This window comes from Subtercola sp. PAMC28395 (genome assembly GCF_018889995.1).
In the GTDB taxonomy this organism is placed as follows: Bacteria; Actinomycetota; Actinomycetes; order Actinomycetales; family Microbacteriaceae; genus Subtercola.
This window is the reverse complement of the sequence record NZ_CP076547.1, coordinates 1,815,631-1,833,242: the sequence shown is the minus strand read 5'-3', so window position 1 is coordinate 1,833,242 and position 17,612 is coordinate 1,815,631. Positions and strand designations below refer to the sequence as shown.

Here is a 17,612-nt window from a genome sequence, read left to right as displayed (position 1 = left end):
CCTCTGTGAGCTGGGGTCAGGCGGAGTCTTTCACCCGCTGGCCGATCACGGCCGACACCCCGTCGTGCCGCATCGAGACACCGTAGAGCGCATCGGCGATCTCCATCGTGCGTTTCTGGTGGGTGATGACGATGAGTTGGGAGGTCTCACGCAGGTCTTGGAAGATGGTCAGCAGACGGCCGAGGTTGGCGTCGTCGAGGGCCGCTTCGACCTCGTCCATGATGTAGAACGGGCTGGGGCGCGCCTTGAAGATGGCGATGAGCAGCGCGACTGCGGCGAGCGAGCGCTCCCCACCCGAGAGCAGCGACAGGCGTTCGATCTTCTTGCCCGCGGGCTTCACCGAGACCTCGACACCCGTCGTCAGCAGGTCACCGGGGTCTGTGAGCGAGATGCTGCCGGTTCCGCCCGGGAAGAGCACGGGGAACACCTCGGCGAACGCCGCCTTCGTGTCGTTGAAGGCGCTCTCGAAGATGTACTTCATCTTGTCGTCGATCTCGTCGATGATCGTCAGCAGGTCTTTGCGCGTGTTCGTGAGGTCGGTGAGCTGTTCGGTGAGGAACTTGTGGCGCTGCTCCAACGCGTCGAACTCTTCGAGTGCAAGGGGGTTCACGCGGCCGAGCTCGGCGAGCATCCGTTCGGCTTTGGCCAGGCGGCGCTTCTGCTCGTCACGGTTGAAGGGAACGGTCGGATGCCCGGCACACGCTTCATCGCCGGAAGCGCTGCTGTTCGCGTCCTGCCCGTCCGGCACCCCGTCGAATGCGGCCCTGGCGGTCGAATCGCCGTCGGCGGGAACAATCTTGGCGGTGGATGCGGCGCCGGGACGTCTGTCTGCCCCCACCCCATCGACTGGAATGGGTTCGTCGGGCCCGTACTCCGCCACCAGGTCGGCCTCGACGAGTCCGAGCTCTGAGCCGACGCGCTCGAGCACACTCGACAGGTGCAGCTTCTTCTCGTAGATCTGCAGTTCGAGGCCGTGCACGTTCTCGGTGATGCCCTGGAGTCGCTCGCGTAGCCCTGATTCCTCGCGGCGCAACTCGGTCAGCTCTGCGTTCTGCTCAGCGCGCTCGGCCTCGCGCTGGGCGAGTTCGAGCCGCGCCACGGTGACGGAGCGGTCGACGGAGTCGAGAACTTCGGGCAACGCCGTCACCACGGCTGTCGCCGATTCGACCTGCCTGCGACGGATCACGGCCCGGCGCGCGGCCTCCTCGGCCGCGGCGCGCTCAGCCACCCTCTGGCGTTCGAGCTCGGTCACCCGGGCGAGTTCGGCCCGCAGACGCTCGCGCGCCGTCTCGAGCGACAGCCGCGCTTCGATCTCAGCCTCGCGGGCGGCCTCGAGTGCGCCGAACAGGTCGTCACGCGAACTCACGTCGAGAATGGGCCGGGGCCGCGAGCGCATAGCATCGAGTTCGGCGCGCGCCTTCTCTGCCGCTGCCAGCGCGGTTGCCACGGTCTCCTTCGCGGCGGCACGCGAGCGCTCGAGGCGCTCAAACTCGCTGTGGCTGGCGTCGACCTGCGCTTTCAAGCGAGAGAGCCGTTCGGCCTGCGCGGCGAGGCGCGAATCGAACTCGCGCAGTGCTGAGAGCGCGTTCGTCGACTGCTGCTTGGCGTTCTGGAGAATGGATCGCTGCTCGGCCAGCGCCTCGCGGGCGCGGTCGATCTCCGTCTTCACGGTCTCGAGGCGGGTCGCCGCCGAGTCGCGCTCAGCCACGAGTTCGAGCCGCGAGCGCTTCGCGCCAGAGCCGCCGCGGAGCACGTACTCGGTGAGCACGTCGCCGCTCTTCGTGATGATCGTGAGCGGGCCGAAGCCCTTGCTGCCATGCGCGTGCTGGCCCGCAGGGTGAGTCGTCTGCGCCGAAGTGAGCGCGGCAGAGCTGCCGCTTTTCGGCGCAGCGGCCTCACCACGGACATCGTCACCGTCGCCGTCGCCGTCGCCGTCACGCACCGACGCGTTGGCAGCGGCCTCACCACCGGCTCGCCACGCGGCCCGCGCAGACTCGAGGTCGTCGGCGATGAGCGTCAGTGCCAGGATCGCCCGTACTCCGTCGGGTGCCCGCACAACGTCGACCGCCCATACGAGCCCCACGCCCGGCAGTTCGCCGGCCTCTGCGCCGTGAGCCTGCTGCGCCGAACTGCGCCCGGCAGGCGCGTCTCGCTTCGGCGCAGTGGCCTCACGTGAACTGCCCGAGGCCGCAGCCGCAGATGCCGCAGCGATGATGACCTCCACGCGGCCCATGTCAGCATCGCGGGCCGAGGCAAGGGCGTCGAACGCCGCCTCAGCCGTGTCAGCAAGCACCCCGTCGGCCAGCGAACCCAGCGCCGCCGCAATCGCGGCCTCGAACCCCGGCGTCACCTGCACGTGCTCCGCCACGAGGCCCCGGATGCCCGGCAAACCCGACCCGGCGAGCTCACTCGAGCCGTCTTTCTGCCCGAGCGCCATCGACAGCGCGCTCGTCTTGCCCGCCAGAGCGTCTCGCTCGCGCTCGAGCGTGTGCAGGGCATCCCGAAGCTGTTCGATCTCGGCCTCGGCCTCGAACACCGCGGCCTGCGCGAACTCGTACGCCTCGTCGAGATCGGTCGCGCCCTCGTCGGTCGTCGTTGCCTCAGCGTCGAGGGCAGCGAACTCGAGCTGCAGGCGGCCCCGGCGCTCGAACGCCGCGTCGAGGGCGTTCTGCTGGCGCAGGTCTTCGCCGCGAACGGCAGCGAGCCGCGAATTCGCCGACTCGAGCTGGCCGGTGAGTTTCGAGATCTCGAGATCGTGTTTCGACACGAGCGCGCTCTGAACGGCGATCTGCTCGTCCACGGCGTCAAGCGACTGCCGCATAGCCAGGGTCGCGGCACCGGCATCGCGCCACCCCTGTTCGGCCGCAGCCAACCGTTCGGCGAGGCGCTCGGCCTCCTCCTGCGCGTCAGCGATCATGCTCGCGGTCACCCCGGGCCCGTTCGAGGCCGTCTCCGCTTCGGAGCCGAGCAGCGCGAGCCGCTGGTTGGCGAGCGTATAGAGGCCACGCAGCCGTTCCTGCACAGACTCGAGCCCGAACGCCGTGCGCCGGGCGAGGTCGACAGCATCGCCCACCTGCGCCTGCTCGATGCGATTGATGCGCAACTGGTTCTGCTCGAGGCGCTCCTGCAGAACGATCCGTTCGGTGCGCCGTTCGTTCTCGCTTCGGGAGTGGTCGTCGAGGGCGGCTCGCAGCGTGACCACTTCGTCTGCCAGGAGGCGGGCGCGGGCATCCCGAACGATCGAGGCGATGCCCTGGGCTTCCTTGGCGACCTCCGCCTGCCGGCCCAGCGGCTTGAGCTGCCTGCGGATCTCGCCGGCAAGATCGCTCAGCCTGGTGAGGTTCGCCTGCATCGCCTCGAGCTTGCGCTGCGTCTTCTCCTTGCGGCGGCGATGCTTCAGGATGCCCGCGGCCTCCTCGATGAAACCACGCCGCCCCTCGGGGGTGGCGTGCAGCACCGCGTCGAGTTGCCCCTGCCCGACGATCACGTGCATCTCTCGGCCGAGACCGGAGTCGCTCAGCAGCTCCTGCACGTCGAGCAGCCGGCAGGAGTCGCCATTGATGGCGTACTCGCTGCCGCCGTTGCGGAACAGGGTGCGGCTGATCGTCACCTCGGAGTAGTCGATCGGCAGCGCGCCGTCGGCGTTGTCGATCGTGAGGATGACTTCGGCGCGGCCGAGCGGGCCCCGGGTGGAGGTGCCGGCGAAGATGACATCTTCCATCTTGCCGCCGCGGAGGGTCTTGACACCCTGTTCACCCATGACCCAGGCCAGGGCATCCACAACGTTGCTCTTGCCGGAGCCGTTCGGCCCGATCACGCAGGTGACGCCGGTCTCGAAGGCGAATGTGGTCGGCTGAGCGAAGGACTTGAACCCCTTGAGGGTCAGGCTCTTCAGGTACACCGGCGACCCTCTCGTGTAGCTCTCGTCATGCTGCTGGCTCTACGGTACCCAACCCTGCCGGTTCTTCGGCCCTGTGACGCGGCGGCGCGGCGGGAGTGGGCGGGTCGGGGCCGGACGAGGCAGTGGGGCGAGCGGTGGGTCTGGGCGGGCGCGGCGGCGGGTGTGGGCGGTTCGGGCTCGTGGGGCACGGCGGTCGCGGCGGCGGGTCTGGGCTGCTGAGGGTAGCGAGTCGTGCTGTCTCCCGGTGGCCACCTGCCACCCGTTCTGCCGCCCGTTCTGCCGCCCGCCCGTCCACCCGTTCGTCCACACGCGGTGCCACGTGCAGTCTGCACGTGATGTCGCGTGGGGACGAACGAGCAGCGCCCCCGCGCCGAATCGGTCGCGCCTCCGAGCCGGTTCGGGCTGGCACCGCGGAGTTAGGGGCGGCCGGTCGCGGCGGCGGGAGTGGGCGGTTCGGGCTCGTGGGGCACGGCGGTCGCGGCGGCGGGTGTGGGCTGCTGAGGGTAGCGAGTCGAGCAGTCTCCCGGTGGCCACCTGCCACCCGTTCTGCCGCCCAGTCGTCCACCCGTTCGTCCACACGCGGTGCCACGTGCAGACTGCACGCGATGTCGCGCGTGGACGAACGGGTGGCGCCCCCGCGCCGGTTCGGTTGCGCACGCGTACGGGCTCGGTCGAGCCCCGAGCCGGCTCGGGCAGGCACCGCGGGGTTAGGGTTGGGGGTTATGGCACGCAGACCGCTCGTCGCCCCCGGGCCCGAGCTCACCCCCGACGAACTCGAGCGGTATTCCCGCCAGATCCGACTGCCGCAGATCGGCCTCGAGGGCCAGCGACGGCTCAAGGGTGCGCGGGTGCTGGTGCTCGGCGCGGGTGGGCTCGGGTCGCCGGTTCTGCTGTATCTCGCCGGCGCAGGGGTCGGCACGATCGGCGTTGTGGATGATGACACCGTCGATGTTTCGAACCTGCAGCGGCAGATCATCCATTCGGCCGCGGTGGTCGGCACGTCGAAGGCCCGCTCGGCGCGCGCGGCGATTGAGCGACTCAACCCGCTCGTGCAGGTAGAGCTGCACGAGGTTCGGCTCGATGTGGGGAACGCGGCCGTGATTCTTGCGGGATACGATCTGGTGATCGACGGCACCGACAATTTCAGCACGCGATACCTGGCGAATGACGAGGCAGCCCTGCTGGGCATGCCCTACATCTGGGGTTCGGTGCTGCGGTTCGACGGGCAGATGTCGGTGTTCTGGCAGGATGCCCGGGGTGACAGTGTCACACTTCGCGACCTCTACCCTTCGCCACCGGCCGATGATGAACTCGAATCGTGTTCAGTTGCCGGCGTGCTCGGGCCGCTCTGCGCGACGATCGGTGCCGCCATGGCCACCGAAGCCCTCAAGCTGATCGCCGGATTCGGTGAGCCGATGCTCGGCCGCGTTCTGGTGGTGGATGCCCTCGACGGCTCACAGACGCAGGTACCGTTTCGTGCCGCCGAGCCCCACGCCACAGCCCAGGCCCAGGCACCCGCTGCGACCCAAGCCTCGGTCTCAGCCCTTGCCGCGTCCTCAGGCTCGGGCGCGGTCTCTGCCTCTGCATCTAGCACTGCCTTAGCCCCTAAATCGGCTTCCGGCTCGGGCACCCGCTCGGGCACCGGCTCACCTTCAGAACCTCGCTCCGCCTCTGGCTCGGACACGCATCGCGCATCTCCAGCTCCCGCCTCGAACCCGGCGGACGCGACGCCCTCGATCACGGTTGCCCAGCTCGCCGAGCGACTCGCGGCCCGAAGCGCAGGCGCTGACGACTTCGTGCTCGTCGACGTGCGGGAGGAATGGGAGCACGAACTCGTGGCCATCGACGGCGCGGTCCTGCTCCCGATGTCGACCCTGCTTTCCGACCACGCACGGGAGCTCCTCATGGGCGAGCGAGTTCTGCTGCACTGCCACCACGACACCCGGTCGCGCTATGCCCGCGAGGTCATGTTGCAGTCGGGCTACACCGATGTGACCTTTGTCGAGGGCGGCATCGATGCGTGGGCGACGACGATCGACCCCGAGCTGCCGCGCTACTGAACCAGGTGCCACGCCTGAGATAGTCACGGCCGGGAGCATCCAGCTGGGGCTCAGGCGGCAGGCGACGACAATCAACCAATGCCGCGAGGTTCGATACTCGCCGCCGGAATCAGTGGCGGGCACGCGGTCGGGCTTGGACTCGCAGGGTCAGTCAAGCAGCGGGCTGCCCTGACTCAGCCGCCGGCGAAAGGGGGCAGAACGTCGAGGGTGTCGCCGGGGTGCACGAGGGCCTCGCGATCGGTGGTCGTGACACCGTTCAGCAGAAAAGTGCTGCGCGCGAAGACGGGAGCCGAGCCGAACGGGGTGCTGTCGAGCAGGGCCTGGATCGAGCATCCGGGGCCCGAGCCGGGCAGTGGGCGCACCTCTTCGCCGAGACCGGCTGCCGCTTTTGCCGCGGCGAAATAGCGCACGGTGACGCCAGCAGTGCCGGTGGCAGCAGACTCAGAGACCTGCGTGACCTGCGTGAGCTCAGCCACCGATGGCACTCATCGGTCGGTCGGGCTGCTGGAAGCCAGCCTGGTTCATTCCGTGGCCGGAGGGTTTCGCCCACATCGCCGCACGCCAGAGGTCGGCGACCGTGTCGTCGTCGGCACCGGCCCGCATCGGGCCGAGCAGGTCGATCTCGGTGTGCGAGAAGAGGCAGCTGCGCACCCCACCCTCGGCGGTGAGCCGGGTGCGGCGGCAGTCTTCGCAGAAGGCCTCGGTGACAGAGGCGATGATGCCCACGGTTCCGAGCGAGGGTGAATCGGCTGCCGCGCCGCGCAAACGCACCTGGTACAGCTCGGCCGGCGCGCCGTCGCGCGGAGCTTCGTCGGGCGTCAGGTCGTAACGCTCCGAGAGTCGGCGGCGCATCTCCTCGGCCGTGATCATCACGTCGCGATCCCAGATGTGGTCGGCGTCGAGCGGCATCTGCTCGATGAACCGCAGCTGGTGCCCGCCGGCGAGCGCCCACTCGAGCAGCTCGGGGCCCTCGGTGTCGTTGATGCCGGGAATGAGCACCGCGTTGATCTTGGTGTGATGGATGCCCGCCGCACCCAGCGCGTCGATGCCTGCGAGCACCTTGGTGAGAAAGGGGCGCCTGGTGATCGTGGCGAACGTCTCAGCACAGATCGAGTCGAGCGACACGTTCACCCGGTCGAGGCCCGCGTCGGCGAGCGCGGTCGCGCGCCCGGCCAGCCCGATGGCGTTGGTGGTGAGCGAGACCTCCGGGCGGGCATCCAGTGCTGAAACGTCACGGATGATGTCGACCAGGTCGCCGCGAAGAAGTGGTTCACCGCCCGTGAAGCGCACCTGCCGAACGCCGAGCCGCTCTGTCGCGAGGCGCGCAAGCCTCACGATCTCGTCGCGCTGCATGAGCTTGGGAGTGGGGAGAAAAGGCAGGCCCTCTGCCGGCATGCAATAGGTGCAGCGCAGGTTGCACTTGTCTGTGAGGGAGATGCGGAGGTCGGTGGCGACCCGGCCGTAGCTGTCGAGCAGCCCGGGAACAGACGACGATGCCGGTCGCACCCCGAACTGGGCGATCTGCTGGGCGCTCTGCGGCTCGCCCGGGCGAACCCTCACCTGCGGCACTCCGAGCATCACGGTCATTGACCAAGCCTAAGTGGTATTCCGGCCGACGTGCCTCTCCGGTTTGAGGCGCCTGCAGCGAGTGCACCAAGCCGAATGCGTCGGGGCCGTCAAGTGGGCAGACAGCTCCCGGCAGAGTGAGGCAGGATGGTGCTGTGATCCGCCGCACGATTGATGAACACCGTGACGCCATCGACGCGCTGCTCGGGCCCCTTGCCGCGGGTCGCTCCGCCCGGGCATCCGAACCGCTTCGTGTCTCTGCCGACGCACTCGCTGCCCGGCCGGGAGACTACCAGGGGCGCATCCTGGCCGCCGACGTGCTCTCCCCCACCGATCTGCCCGGGTTCGACAACTCGCAGATGGACGGCTACGCCGTTTCGTGGTTCGACCTGGTGACCGCGTCGGGCGAGAACCCGGTGAAACTCACGGTCGCAGGGCAGATCGCCGCAGGTGACCCGGCAGGCGTGCTCACACCCGGCACCGCGGCACCCATCATGACCGGCGCCCCGGTGCCGCCGGGCGCAGACGCTGTCGTGCCGATCGAGCAGGCAGTGCCGCCGCGGTTCCCCGAGCACCTGCCCCAGGGTGGCAGGCACGCGACAGACGAGGTCGCGCCCAGCGTGAACGTCGAATTCGTCGAGCCCGTGACGCCAGGCGCGTTCATCCGCAAAGCCGGAAGCGACGTGACGGCGGGCGACGTGCTGCTTCGGTCCGGATCCTCGCTCGGGCCCGCGCAACTCGGAGTCATCGCCGGCACGGGGCTTCGAGAAGTGCAGGTGCTGCCGCGCATCCGGGTGCTCCTCGTCTCCACAGGGCACGAGATCCGCGACGCCGGAACCGCGCTCGAGCCTGGGCAGATCTTCGACTCGAACAGTGTGGCGCTGAGCCTGGCGATCATCGAGACCGGGTGCGAAGTGCGTGCTGTGCCGTGCCGGTCTGACGACGCCGAGGTGCTGCTGGGCATCCTCGCAGAGCACGCGGCCTGGGCCGACATCGTTGTGACCATCGGAGGCGTGAGCGCCGGCGCCCGCGAAGTGGTGCGCGACGCGCTGACACCCCTCGGCGTGGTGTTCGGCAAGGTCGCCATGCAACCCGGCGGCCCCCAGGGATTCGGTCTCGCGGCCATCCCTGCCGCCGCAACAGACGTGGCCTTCGTGCGCCCGGTCATCTGCATGCCGGGCAACCCCGTCAGTGCCCTGGTCACGTTCGAGATGTTCCTGCGCGCGCCGCTGCGCCGGCTCGCCGGGCAGAACCCGGCCGAGCGCCTCAGAGAGCTCGCTATGACCGCCGAGGCCGTCGACTCACCCCTCGGCGTGCACCAGATCCGCCGCGGATTCGTCGATGACGACGGCACAGTGACCCTGGTCGGCGGCCCCAGCTCGCACCTCCTGCACTCGTACGCGTCGTCGAATGCGCTCGTGCACATTCCCGCCGACGTCGCCCACCTCGACGCCGGCGACCCGGTGATGGTCTGGAGAATCGATGACTGACGAACTCACGCCCGGGGTCGACGGCGATCGGCTCACGCACGTTCGGCCCGACGGAGCGGTGCTCATGGTCGACGTCACCGACAAGGCGGTCACCAAACGTATCGCCCACGCCACGGCGACGCTCAACACCCGGCCCGACGTGATCGCCCTCCTGCTGGCCGGCGACCTCCCCAAGGGCGAGGCACTGGCCACCGCGCGCGTCGCCGGCATTCTCGGCGCGAAGCAGACCTCGAACCTCATTCCCCTCTGCCACCCCCTGCCGCTGTCGGGTGCGACGATCGATTTCACTGCCGAGCACGATCGGGTCATCATCCGGTCGATGGTCAAGACGACGGGCGTGACCGGCGTCGAGATGGAGGCGCTGACGGCCGCGTCGATCGCCGCGCTCACGCTCTACGACATGATCAAGGCCGTCGACAAGACGGCCAGCATCACCGACATCGCCGTGCTCGCCAAGAGCGGCGGCAAGAGCGGCGACTGGGTGCGCGAAGACGGGGTCAACGGTCAATCGGCTGCCCCGCGCGATCTGGCGAGCCAGACAGAACCGGCTCATACGCACGAAACGGCTCATCAGCCCGGAACGGTCGCGCAGTGACTGACACCGTTGCCATCCTCATCGTGTCGACCCGGGCGGCGTCTGGGGTCTACGACGACCTCACCGGCCCGCTCATCGCCGCGTGGGCAGCGGCGCGTGGATGCTCGGCGGCACCACCGCTTGTCGTCGCCGACGGCCCCGGGGTGACCCCGGCTCTGCAGCGGCTGCTCGCCGCCGCACCCACGCTGCTCGTCACGAGCGGCGGAACGGGCATCCACCCTGCAGACCGCACGCCAGACCAGACCCGCGCGCTGCTGGACTACGAGATACCGGGGTTCTCGGAGGAACTGCGCCGTCGAGGCTCGCTGAAGGTCGCGAGCGCCCTGTTGTCGCGCGGGGTCGCAGGGGTTGCCGGGTCGACGATCGTGGTGAACCTGCCCGGCTCGCGTGGTGGTGTGGCCGATGGTCTGGCGCTGCTCGACGAGGTTCTCGACCACATGATCGACCAGCTGAGAGGTGGAGACCATGCCCGCTGATTCTGATTCGTACGTCTTCGGGCCCGACGATGTGGGGCCAACCGGGGCGGTGCCGAGTGAGTCGATTGCTGGTGCCAGCGGTTCAGAGAAGAGCGGCGCCGAGGCCGCGGCTAGCGCATCGGGCGAGACTATCGGTGGCTTCGAGCTCGACGACCGCAGCGCCACGGGCCAGGTCGCGTTCGCGTACGTCAGCGATGTCGGCATCACCGTCGAATGGTGCGCCGAGAACGTCGCAAGTGACGAAGCAGGGGCCGTCGTGACCTTCAGCGGAGTGGTGCGCAACCACGACCACGGCAAACCCGTCACACGCCTCAGCTATTCGGCACACCCGAACGCCGGCGAAGTCATGCGCGAGGTCGCAAACGACGTCGCGGCTGCGTACCCCGGGACCCGCATCGCCGTGGCCCATCGCATCGGCAACCTGGCCATCGGCGACATCGCCCTCGCCTGTGCGGTCTCTGCGGCTCACCGCTCGGAGGCCTTCGCTGCGTGCGGCGAACTGGTCGACGCCGTGAAAGACCGGGTACCCATCTGGAAGGAACAGTGGTTCACCGACGGCACGTTCGAGTGGGTAGGTGCGGGGTAGCGCGAGCCCGTCTCTCCGTCAGCAGATCACAGGCGCAGCACCTGACCGAGATGTAAGACGTGGTGTCAGGCTCTGACGAGCCGTGCTGACTACAGGTGAACGTCGCCCTCAGCCAGGTAGCCGGGGGCGTGCACGAGAAAGAGTTCCATCTGGCCGCCGTAGGAGTACGGCGTGTTCTTGGGCAGGAACACGACGTCTTTCGCAGTGACCGCTTTCGTAGTTCCGTCGACCTCGAACCACCCCGTTCCCTCGACAACGAGGTACACCCGGCCTGAGTGCGTCGAGAGAATGCGCGGGTGAGAGCCCTCGACGGTGATCATCGAGGCGCTGGCGAAGTCGTCGCCACTCGAGTAGGCGAAGACCGTGAGCTCGGGGTACGGGATCTCGGTGGTCTCGGCGTAGGAGACGACGTGATTCATGGAACGTCCTTCTTTCTGTGGTCGATCGGTGAGTTGGAGTGTCTCGTCGGTTCCCGGGCAGCGTAGCCGAGATTCTGGATTGGTGGACTAGAGTCGATTCCGCAAGCATTAGTAATACTGATAGCGGAGGCTCCATGAGTGCAATCACCCTCAACAACGGCGTGACGATCCCCCAGATCGGGTATGGCGTCTTCCAGATTCCGCCGGCCGACGCGCAGCGGATGACCGAAGCAGCCCTCGCCGTCGGCTATCGCCACATCGACACCGCGGCCGGCTACCAGAACGAGGAGGGCGTCGGCAGCGGAGTGATCAGCTCGGGCATCCCTCGTGACGAGATCTTCGTCACCACGAAGCTGTGGAATGCCGACCAGGGCTACGAGAAGGCTCTCGCCGCCTACGAGACCAGCCGCAAGAAGCTGGGTCTCGACTACATCGACCTGTACCTGATCCACTTCCCGGTTCCCCAGAAGCGGTTGTATGCAGAGACGTGGAAGGCGCTCGAGAAGCTCTACGCGGAGGGCGCCGTGCGTGCGATCGGCGTCTCGAACTTCAAGTTCCCGTACCTCGACCGGCTGCTCGCCGGAGCCGACGTGATTCCCGCGGTGCACCAGATCGAGGTGCACCCGACCTACCAGCAGGCCGAGCTCGATGCCCTCACCCGCACGCACGGGATCGCCGTCGAGGCCTACAGCCCACTGGGCCGCGGAGCCGACCTCACCGCCCCGATCATCGTCGAGATCGCCGAGCGAGTGGGGGCCAGCCCTGCCCAGGTGATCATGAAGTGGCACCTCGACCGCGGCCGGGTCGTGCTGCCCAAGTCGGCATCCGTCGACCGACTCACCGAAAACCTCCGCGTCGACGCCATCGAGCTGACGGAATCAGACCTCACCGCGATCGAGACCCTCGAAGAGGGCTTGCGCACCGGCGAGGACATCGAGACGTTCGACATCCCGAACCGATGAAATCCGCAGCTGAGGTCATCGCCCAGGTCGAGGCCGACGAGAAGCTCTTGGTGTTCCCCGCGTTCACCGACGACGACGCTTTTCGGCTCGGTTTGCTCATGCGCGAGCTCGCGGTCAGTCGCGGCCACGCGATCGTCATCGACATCGCTCGAGGCGAGCAACGTCTCTTCTACACAGCGCTGCCGGGAACCTCCGCCCACAACGCCCACTGGATCGAGCGCAAGAAGGCCACGGTGCGCGAGTGGGCGGCGAGCAGCTACGCCGTGGGGCTCCGGTTCCCGGTCCTTGACCCGCCCTTCGCACTCGAAGACGCCCCGTGGATGGACCCGAAACGGTACTCCGGCAGCGGTGGCGGGTTCCCGATCGTCGTGACCGGGGCGGGCCTGGTCGGCACGATCGCGGTCTCGGGCCTGCGACATGACCTTGACCATGCCTTCATCGTCGACGCGCTGACGCTGTTCCTTGGCTTGGAGCCGGCGCCACAGGTAGCGAGCTGAACGCGGTTTCGGGCGAACCCGGCGGGCCCGATGCCGCCGCGCCGAAATCGTCGCTGCACGCAACCGTGCTCGATGTACTGGGCTCGGAGATCGTCGCTGGCATTCTCGCTGAAGACGACATTCTCAACGTCGAGTCGGTGCGCGAGCGATTCGGCGTCTCGCGCACCGTGGTGAGGGAGACCCTGCGATCCCTGGGAGCCCTGGGGTTGGTTCGCGCTCGATCCAAAGTGGGCACGCAGGTCAACAACGCACGATCCTGGGCGCTGCTCAACCCGGCGGTCATCCGCTGGCGGGCGTCATCACACTATCGGCAGCAGATGATCGAACTGCTGCAGGTTCGGCGCGGCGTCGAAGCCACCGCCGCGCGCCTCGCGGCACTGCACGCGAGCGACGAGGCAGCTCGCGGATTGGTTGATCTGAGCGACCGATTGGCCGCCGCGGCCGAGTCCAACGACGGCGAAGCGTTTCTGGAGGCCGACACCGCGTTCCACCGGCTGCTGCTCGAGGGCAGCGGCAACCAGGTGATCGCCCAATTCGCCTTGGTCGTCACCGCAGCGCTTCGCACCCGTGATGACGCGAAGCAACCGCTCGTCATCGACACGACGCCGCTCGGTATCGCGCTGCACACTCGCCTGGCGCGAGCGATCGCCTCCCGCGACGCCGCTCTTGCTGAGCGTCTGGCGACCGAGATCGCCGACACGACGCTCGCTGAGTTCAGTTGAGCCCCGCACACCATGCCAGCTCGAAGAAAAGGAAACCCGGTGAACGCACTCTCAGACCAGACCCACCCCACGGGCCAGCAGTTCGAACTCCGAAGTGAGGGCGGTCGTATCGTGGCGGTCGTCACTGAACTCGGCGCCATGCTTCGCGTTCTCGAGATCGACGGCGTGTCACTGATCGAGGGGTTCGACGCCAGCGTCTACCCGACGTTCTGCGCCGGCTGGATGCTCGTTCCCTGGCCGAATCGGGTGCGCGACGGCCGCTGGAACGACGGCGGTGTCGAGCGCCAGCTGCCGATCACCGAACCCGACCGCGGCAACGCACTGCACGGGTTCCTCTTCGACACCGTGCATTCCGTCGTACGTCAGAGCGACTCATCGATCACGCTGCGCGGTGTGATCGGCCCGGTGGAGGCCTACCCCTTCGAGCTCACGGTCGACACCACGTTCACCGTCGGTTCAGCATCCATTGCAGCCGGCGCGGCAGAATCGGTGCTGACCATCACTCACGCGATCACCAACGTCGGCGAGCGTGACGCCCCGGTCGCCATCGGAGCCCACCCGTACTTTCGCATCGGAGACGTGCCCACAGAGCAGCTCACGGTGACCGTGCTCGCGGCTTTGCGGGTCACGGTGGATGACCGGCTGAACCCAACCGGAACGGCTCCTGTCGCGGGCACGCCGTACGACCTCTCGCAGGGAGCAGTGGTGGGTGACCTCGACCTCGACACGGCCTACCTCGATCTGACCCCCGACACAGACCAGCGATACCGGCACACCATCGCCGCACCCGATGGCCGCCGCATCGAACTCTGGGGCGACGAGAACTACAGCCAGGCCCAGGTCTTCACAACGTCTGTCTTCCCGACGAAGGCCGGCCCCGGCTGGGCCGTGACGGTCGAGCCGACCACCGCGCCACCCGACGCCCTCAACTCGGGCGAGAGCCTGCGCTTGATCGCACCCGGCGACAGCTGGGTCAGCTCCTGGGGAATCGACTTCGTCGCGTAGTCCACCTCCGCGAAACGCAGGGCATTCCCCACGTTCTAGGCGATAGCCGACTCGCCCGTGACGTGCACTGCGATAGCCTGTGGCTATGGCACGCAGCGGCGTCGGAACAACGAGTGGCATCACTCTGCTGCAGCTCAAGTATTTCGTCGAGGTTGCCGTAGAAGGCTCCATCAGCGCAGCCGCCGACCTGAGCTTCGTGTCGCAGCCGACCATGTCCGCCGCAATGAAAGACCTCGAGACACGCGTCGGTCGCACCCTCTTCACCCGCTCCGCACGCGGGGTCACCCTTACCGAAGACGGCGCAGAGTTCCTTGGCTACGCTCGCCAGGTCGTCGAGCAGGCAGAGCTCCTCGAGCAGCGCTACCTCGGGCGCCCGCGTTCCCGCCGGCTCCTCGCCGTCTCTGCACAGCACTACTCCTTCGTCGTCGACGCTTTCGTGCGGATGGTGAACGCCTCAGACGCGGCGGAGTACGAATTCACTCTTCGTGAGACCCGCACCTGGGACATCATCGAAGACGTGCGCACACTCCGAAGCGAGCTCGGCGTTCTCTACCGCAACGACTTCAACCGAAACGTCATCAACAAACTGCTCCGGGAATCGGGCCTCACCTTCAATCCGCTGTTCCTCGCCGCCCCGCATATCTTCGTCGCGCGCACGAACCCGCTCGCCAACCGCGAGCGTGCCACCCTCGCCGACCTCGAAAACCTGCCCCGGCTCACCTTCGACCAAGGGGCCAACAACTCGTTCTACTTCGCCGAAGAGATACTCTCGACCCTTTCGTCGAAGCAGAACATCAGGGTGAGCGACCGGGCCACCATCTTCAATCTCATGATCGGTCTCGGCGGTTACACCATCTCCACCGGCATCATCTCCGACGACCTCGACCCGTCGATCACCGCTGTGCCACTCGACGTCGACGAGCGCATCGAGATCGGCTGGATCGGGCACACCTCCGTGCCACTCACAGATCAAGCACGGGGTTTCGTCGCCCAGCTGCGCGATGTCGTCAGAGATTTCGGGGTCGAACTGCTGGCATAGGCAACGCCTATGCCAGCGCATCCTTCATCTCGATGGTGCTATGGCCGCCGATCGTGCCTAATCTTGAATCTCTCAGACAAGGCATCGGATCACATGACGAACGAACTCACGTTTGATATCACCACCACGCGCTTCGACGAAGATTATTCCCCGTCGAATGGCTCCCGAAGCACGACGAACTTCGCTAACCTCGCACGAGGCGACGATCGTCAACAGAATCTTCGCTACACCTTGGGGATGATCGACAACCGCTTCAACGACCTCGCGCACTTCGACAATCCCAACCGGGATCGCTACTCGGTCGAGCTTGAGATCGTCTCCATCGACCTGCACCTCCCATCAGACGTCGCTCATGAAGCATTCCCGCTGATCGAGATCCTGGATACCCGCATCGTCGACCATCGAACCGGTGAGCGTGTTCACGGCATAGTCGGAAACAACTTCTCGTCGTACGTTCGCGATTACGATTTCAGCGTGCTGTTGCCGCGGCACAGTGCGAGTGGATCTGCACTCCCTGTGCCACAGGATTTCGGAGACCTGCACGGCAAGCTGTTCAGACATTTCCTCGACTCTGATGCCTATGCCGAGCACTTCGAGAAGCCGCCCGTGATCTGCATCAGCGTGTCGAGCAAAGAAACGTATCGTCGCACTGGCAATCACCACCCTGTGCTGGGCGTCGAATATCACCAGGATGCACTCTCGTTGACCGACCACTACTTCGCGAAGATGGGGCTTCAGGTTCGGTATTTCATGCCTCCAGGCAGCGTGGCGCCCTTCGCGTTCTACTTCGTCGGCGATCTCACGAACGACTATTCCGACCTGGAGCTCATCGGCACCATCAGCACTATGGAAGCGTTCCAGAAGATCTATCGCCCAGAGATCTACAACGCCCATTCACCGGCCCCAGAGATCTATCGACCGAAACTGGAGAACCCAGACTATTCGCCGGTTCCCGTAGCCTACGACCGCGAAGAGCGCAGCCAGCTGGCGATCACGCAAGGCAAGCTTGCCGAAGAGCACTTCATGATTCCGTTCCACGATGTGCTCGAGCGGTGGGCTGCGAGCTACCCCCCACAAGCCCGACGAGTCGCGGAGATTCAGGCAGCATGAACCGTCTGTTACCGACCTCGATCGTCGGAAGTCTGCCCAAACCCTCCTGGCTCGCACAGCCGGAGAAACTCTGGTCGCCCTGGAAGTTGCACGGCGAGGAATTGATCGAGGCCAAGAAGGATGCGCTCGGCCTGGCGACCCATGAACAGCTTCTGAGCGGCATCGACATCGTGAGCGACGGCGAACAGACTCGCCAGCATTTCGTCACCACGTTCATCGAACACCTCAGCGGTGTCGACTTCGAAAACCGCGAGACGGTCCGCATCCGCGATCGTTACGACGCGAGCGTGCCGACCGTCGTCGGTGCGGTGACCCGCGAGCGGCCCGTTTTCGTCGAAGACGCGAAGTTCTTGCGCCAGCAAACCGATCAACCCATCAAATGGGCCCTCCCTGGCCCCATGACGATGATCGACACGCTCTACGACGGTCACTACAAGAGTCGCGAGAAGCTCGCCTGGGAGTTCGCGAAGATTCTCAACGAAGAAGCGAAAGAACTCGTCGCGGCAGGGGTGGACATCATCCAGTTCGACGAGCCCTCGTTCAACGTCTTCTTCGACGAAATGAAGGATTGGGGGGTGGCGGCTCTGGAGCGGGCTGCCGAAGGCCTCAGCAGTGAAACCGCCGTGCACATCTGCTACGGCTATGGCATCAAGGCCAACACCGACTGGAAGGCGACGCTCGGGTCTGAATGGCGCCAGTACGAGGAATCGTTCCCGCTGCTACAGAAGTCGACCATCGACATCGTCTCGTTGGAGTGCCAGCACTCTCACGTTCCGCTCGAGTTGATCGAGATCATCCGGGGCAAGAAGGTCATGCTCGGCGCCATCGACGTCGCCAGCAATACGACCGAGACCCCTGAAGAAGTGGCCGCCACGCTTCGGAGCGCGCTCGAGTTCGTCGATGCCGACAAGCTGTACCCGAGCACGAACTGCGGCATGGCGCCGTTGCCCCGACAGGTTGCACGAGACAAGATGGTCGCTCTCGCTGCAGGAGCTGACATCATCCGAGCAGAACTCGGCCAGTCTCGGGTGGCCGAGTAGCAATGCTTCCTTCGGCGAGACGACCGCGCGCTGAGGCGAGGGGCAGTCTGGTCAAGGTTCTGGCGGCTCTCGGCGAAGTTAGCAGAGACCTCTTGAGCCACCCTCGCTTGCGACTACATATGCTGAGCCAATCGGGTTCTTGTA

General features: G+C 66.6%; 15 protein-coding genes and 1 pseudogene. 12 read left to right on the top strand and 4 right to left on the bottom strand.

What is annotated here, in order from left to right; translation table 11 throughout:
- Positions 1 to 16: 16 nt before the first annotated feature.
- Positions 17 to 3,901: an AAA family ATPase gene (locus KPL76_RS08470; protein ID WP_216332290.1), complete on the bottom strand. Its 3,885-nt coding sequence runs from the start codon at positions 3,899 to 3,901 to the stop codon at positions 17 to 19.
- A 722-nt stretch (positions 3,902 to 4,623) separates the two neighbouring features.
- On the opposite strand from KPL76_RS08470, the gene KPL76_RS08465 reads away from it, so the two are divergent.
- Positions 4,624 to 5,961 (top strand): ThiF family adenylyltransferase, encoded by a 1,338-nt coding sequence (locus KPL76_RS08465; RefSeq protein WP_216332288.1) that lies wholly within the window; start codon positions 4,624 to 4,626, stop codon positions 5,959 to 5,961.
- Between the two features lie 173 nt (positions 5,962 to 6,134).
- Here the strand turns inward: KPL76_RS08465 and KPL76_RS08460 are convergent, their stop codons facing one another.
- Positions 6,135 to 6,437, bottom strand: a complete 303-nt coding sequence (locus tag KPL76_RS08460) for a MoaD/ThiS family protein (protein ID WP_216332286.1) — start codon at positions 6,435 to 6,437, stop codon at positions 6,135 to 6,137.
- Positions 6,430 to 7,548, bottom strand: coding sequence for a GTP 3',8-cyclase MoaA (gene moaA, locus KPL76_RS08455; protein WP_216332284.1), 1,119 nt, complete (start codon positions 7,546 to 7,548; stop codon positions 6,430 to 6,432). The genes KPL76_RS08460 and moaA overlap by 8 nt, the downstream gene beginning before the upstream one ends.
- Positions 7,549 to 7,682: 134 nt before the next feature.
- Between moaA and glp the strand changes: the two genes are divergently transcribed.
- From glp to KPL76_RS14755, 4 genes and pseudogenes are all read left to right on the top strand, one after another.
- Positions 7,683 to 9,017 (top strand): gephyrin-like molybdotransferase Glp, encoded by a 1,335-nt coding sequence (gene glp, locus KPL76_RS08450; RefSeq protein WP_253201958.1) that lies wholly within the window; start codon positions 7,683 to 7,685, stop codon positions 9,015 to 9,017.
- Positions 9,010 to 9,504, top strand: a pseudogene (gene moaC, locus KPL76_RS08445) (cyclic pyranopterin monophosphate synthase MoaC); the annotation flags it as partial. The gene glp and the pseudogene moaC, both read left to right, overlap by 8 nt.
- 104 nt (positions 9,505 to 9,608) lie before the next feature.
- Entirely contained in the window at positions 9,609 to 10,088 is a 480-nt protein-coding gene (locus tag KPL76_RS08440; protein ID WP_216332272.1) for a molybdenum cofactor biosynthesis protein B, read from the top strand.
- 202 nt (positions 10,089 to 10,290) lie between these two features.
- Positions 10,291 to 10,674 (top strand): molybdenum cofactor biosynthesis protein MoaE, encoded by a 384-nt coding sequence (locus KPL76_RS14755; protein WP_253202227.1) that lies wholly within the window; start codon positions 10,291 to 10,293, stop codon positions 10,672 to 10,674.
- An 89-nt stretch (positions 10,675 to 10,763) separates the two neighbouring features.
- On the opposite strand, the gene KPL76_RS08430 is transcribed toward KPL76_RS14755, so the two are convergent.
- Positions 10,764 to 11,093, bottom strand: a complete 330-nt coding sequence (locus KPL76_RS08430) for a hypothetical protein (protein ID WP_216332268.1) — start codon at positions 11,091 to 11,093, stop codon at positions 10,764 to 10,766.
- A 134-nt stretch (positions 11,094 to 11,227) separates the two neighbouring features.
- Here KPL76_RS08430 and KPL76_RS08425 point away from each other — a divergent pair, with 134 nt between their 5' ends.
- The 7 genes from KPL76_RS08425 to KPL76_RS08395 all read left to right on the top strand — a co-directional run bounded on the left by KPL76_RS08425 (position 11,228) and on the right by KPL76_RS08395 (position 17,468).
- On the top strand, positions 11,228 to 12,055 hold the full coding sequence (locus tag KPL76_RS08425) for an aldo/keto reductase (RefSeq protein ID WP_216332266.1): 828 nt from the start codon (positions 11,228 to 11,230) through the stop codon (positions 12,053 to 12,055).
- Positions 12,052 to 12,552 carry a heme-degrading domain-containing protein gene (locus KPL76_RS08420; RefSeq protein WP_216332264.1) on the top strand — a complete coding sequence of 167 codons (501 nt, stop codon included), beginning with the start codon at positions 12,052 to 12,054 and terminating at the stop codon, positions 12,550 to 12,552. The genes KPL76_RS08425 and KPL76_RS08420 overlap by 4 nt, the downstream gene beginning before the upstream one ends.
- 65 nt (positions 12,553 to 12,617) lie before the next feature.
- A complete protein-coding gene (locus tag KPL76_RS08415; protein ID WP_216332256.1) occupies positions 12,618 to 13,274 on the top strand; it encodes a FadR/GntR family transcriptional regulator in 657 nt (218 codons plus the stop codon).
- Between the two features lie 39 nt (positions 13,275 to 13,313).
- Entirely contained in the window at positions 13,314 to 14,279 is a 966-nt protein-coding gene (locus tag KPL76_RS08410) for an aldose 1-epimerase family protein (RefSeq protein ID WP_216332254.1), read from the top strand.
- Between the two features lie 85 nt (positions 14,280 to 14,364).
- Positions 14,365 to 15,318, top strand: coding sequence for a LysR family transcriptional regulator (locus KPL76_RS08405; protein WP_216332247.1), 954 nt, complete (start codon positions 14,365 to 14,367; stop codon positions 15,316 to 15,318).
- Between the two features lie 93 nt (positions 15,319 to 15,411).
- The gene (locus tag KPL76_RS08400; protein ID WP_216332246.1) at positions 15,412 to 16,428 is read left to right on the top strand and encodes a DUF1852 domain-containing protein; all 1,017 of its coding nucleotides are present in this window, start codon (positions 15,412 to 15,414) and stop codon (positions 16,426 to 16,428) included.
- Positions 16,425 to 17,468: a methionine synthase gene (locus tag KPL76_RS08395; protein ID WP_216332243.1), complete on the top strand. Its 1,044-nt coding sequence runs from the start codon at positions 16,425 to 16,427 to the stop codon at positions 17,466 to 17,468. Before KPL76_RS08400 ends, KPL76_RS08395 begins: the two co-directional genes overlap by 4 nt.
- Positions 17,469 to 17,612 lie beyond the last annotated feature (144 nt).

Coding starts and splice junctions, on each gene's coding strand:
- KPL76_RS08425 (WP_216332266.1), top strand. CDS start 11,228: ATGAGTGCAATCACCCTCAACAACGGCGTGACGATCCCCCAGATCGGG.
- KPL76_RS08420 (WP_216332264.1), top strand. CDS start 12,052: ATGAAATCCGCAGCTGAGGTCATCGCCCAGGTCGAGGCCGACGAGAAG.
- KPL76_RS08395 (WP_216332243.1), top strand. CDS start 16,425: ATGAACCGTCTGTTACCGACCTCGATCGTCGGAAGTCTGCCCAAACCC.
- KPL76_RS08405 (WP_216332247.1), top strand. CDS start 14,365: ATGGCACGCAGCGGCGTCGGAACAACGAGTGGCATCACTCTGCTGCAG.
- KPL76_RS08430 (WP_216332268.1), bottom strand. CDS start 11,093: ATGAATCACGTCGTCTCCTACGCCGAGACCACCGAGATCCCGTACCCC.
- KPL76_RS08400 (WP_216332246.1), top strand. CDS start 15,412: ATGACGAACGAACTCACGTTTGATATCACCACCACGCGCTTCGACGAA.
- moaA (WP_216332284.1), bottom strand. CDS start 7,548: ATGACCGTGATGCTCGGAGTGCCGCAGGTGAGGGTTCGCCCGGGCGAG.
- KPL76_RS08465 (WP_216332288.1), top strand. CDS start 4,624: ATGGCACGCAGACCGCTCGTCGCCCCCGGGCCCGAGCTCACCCCCGAC.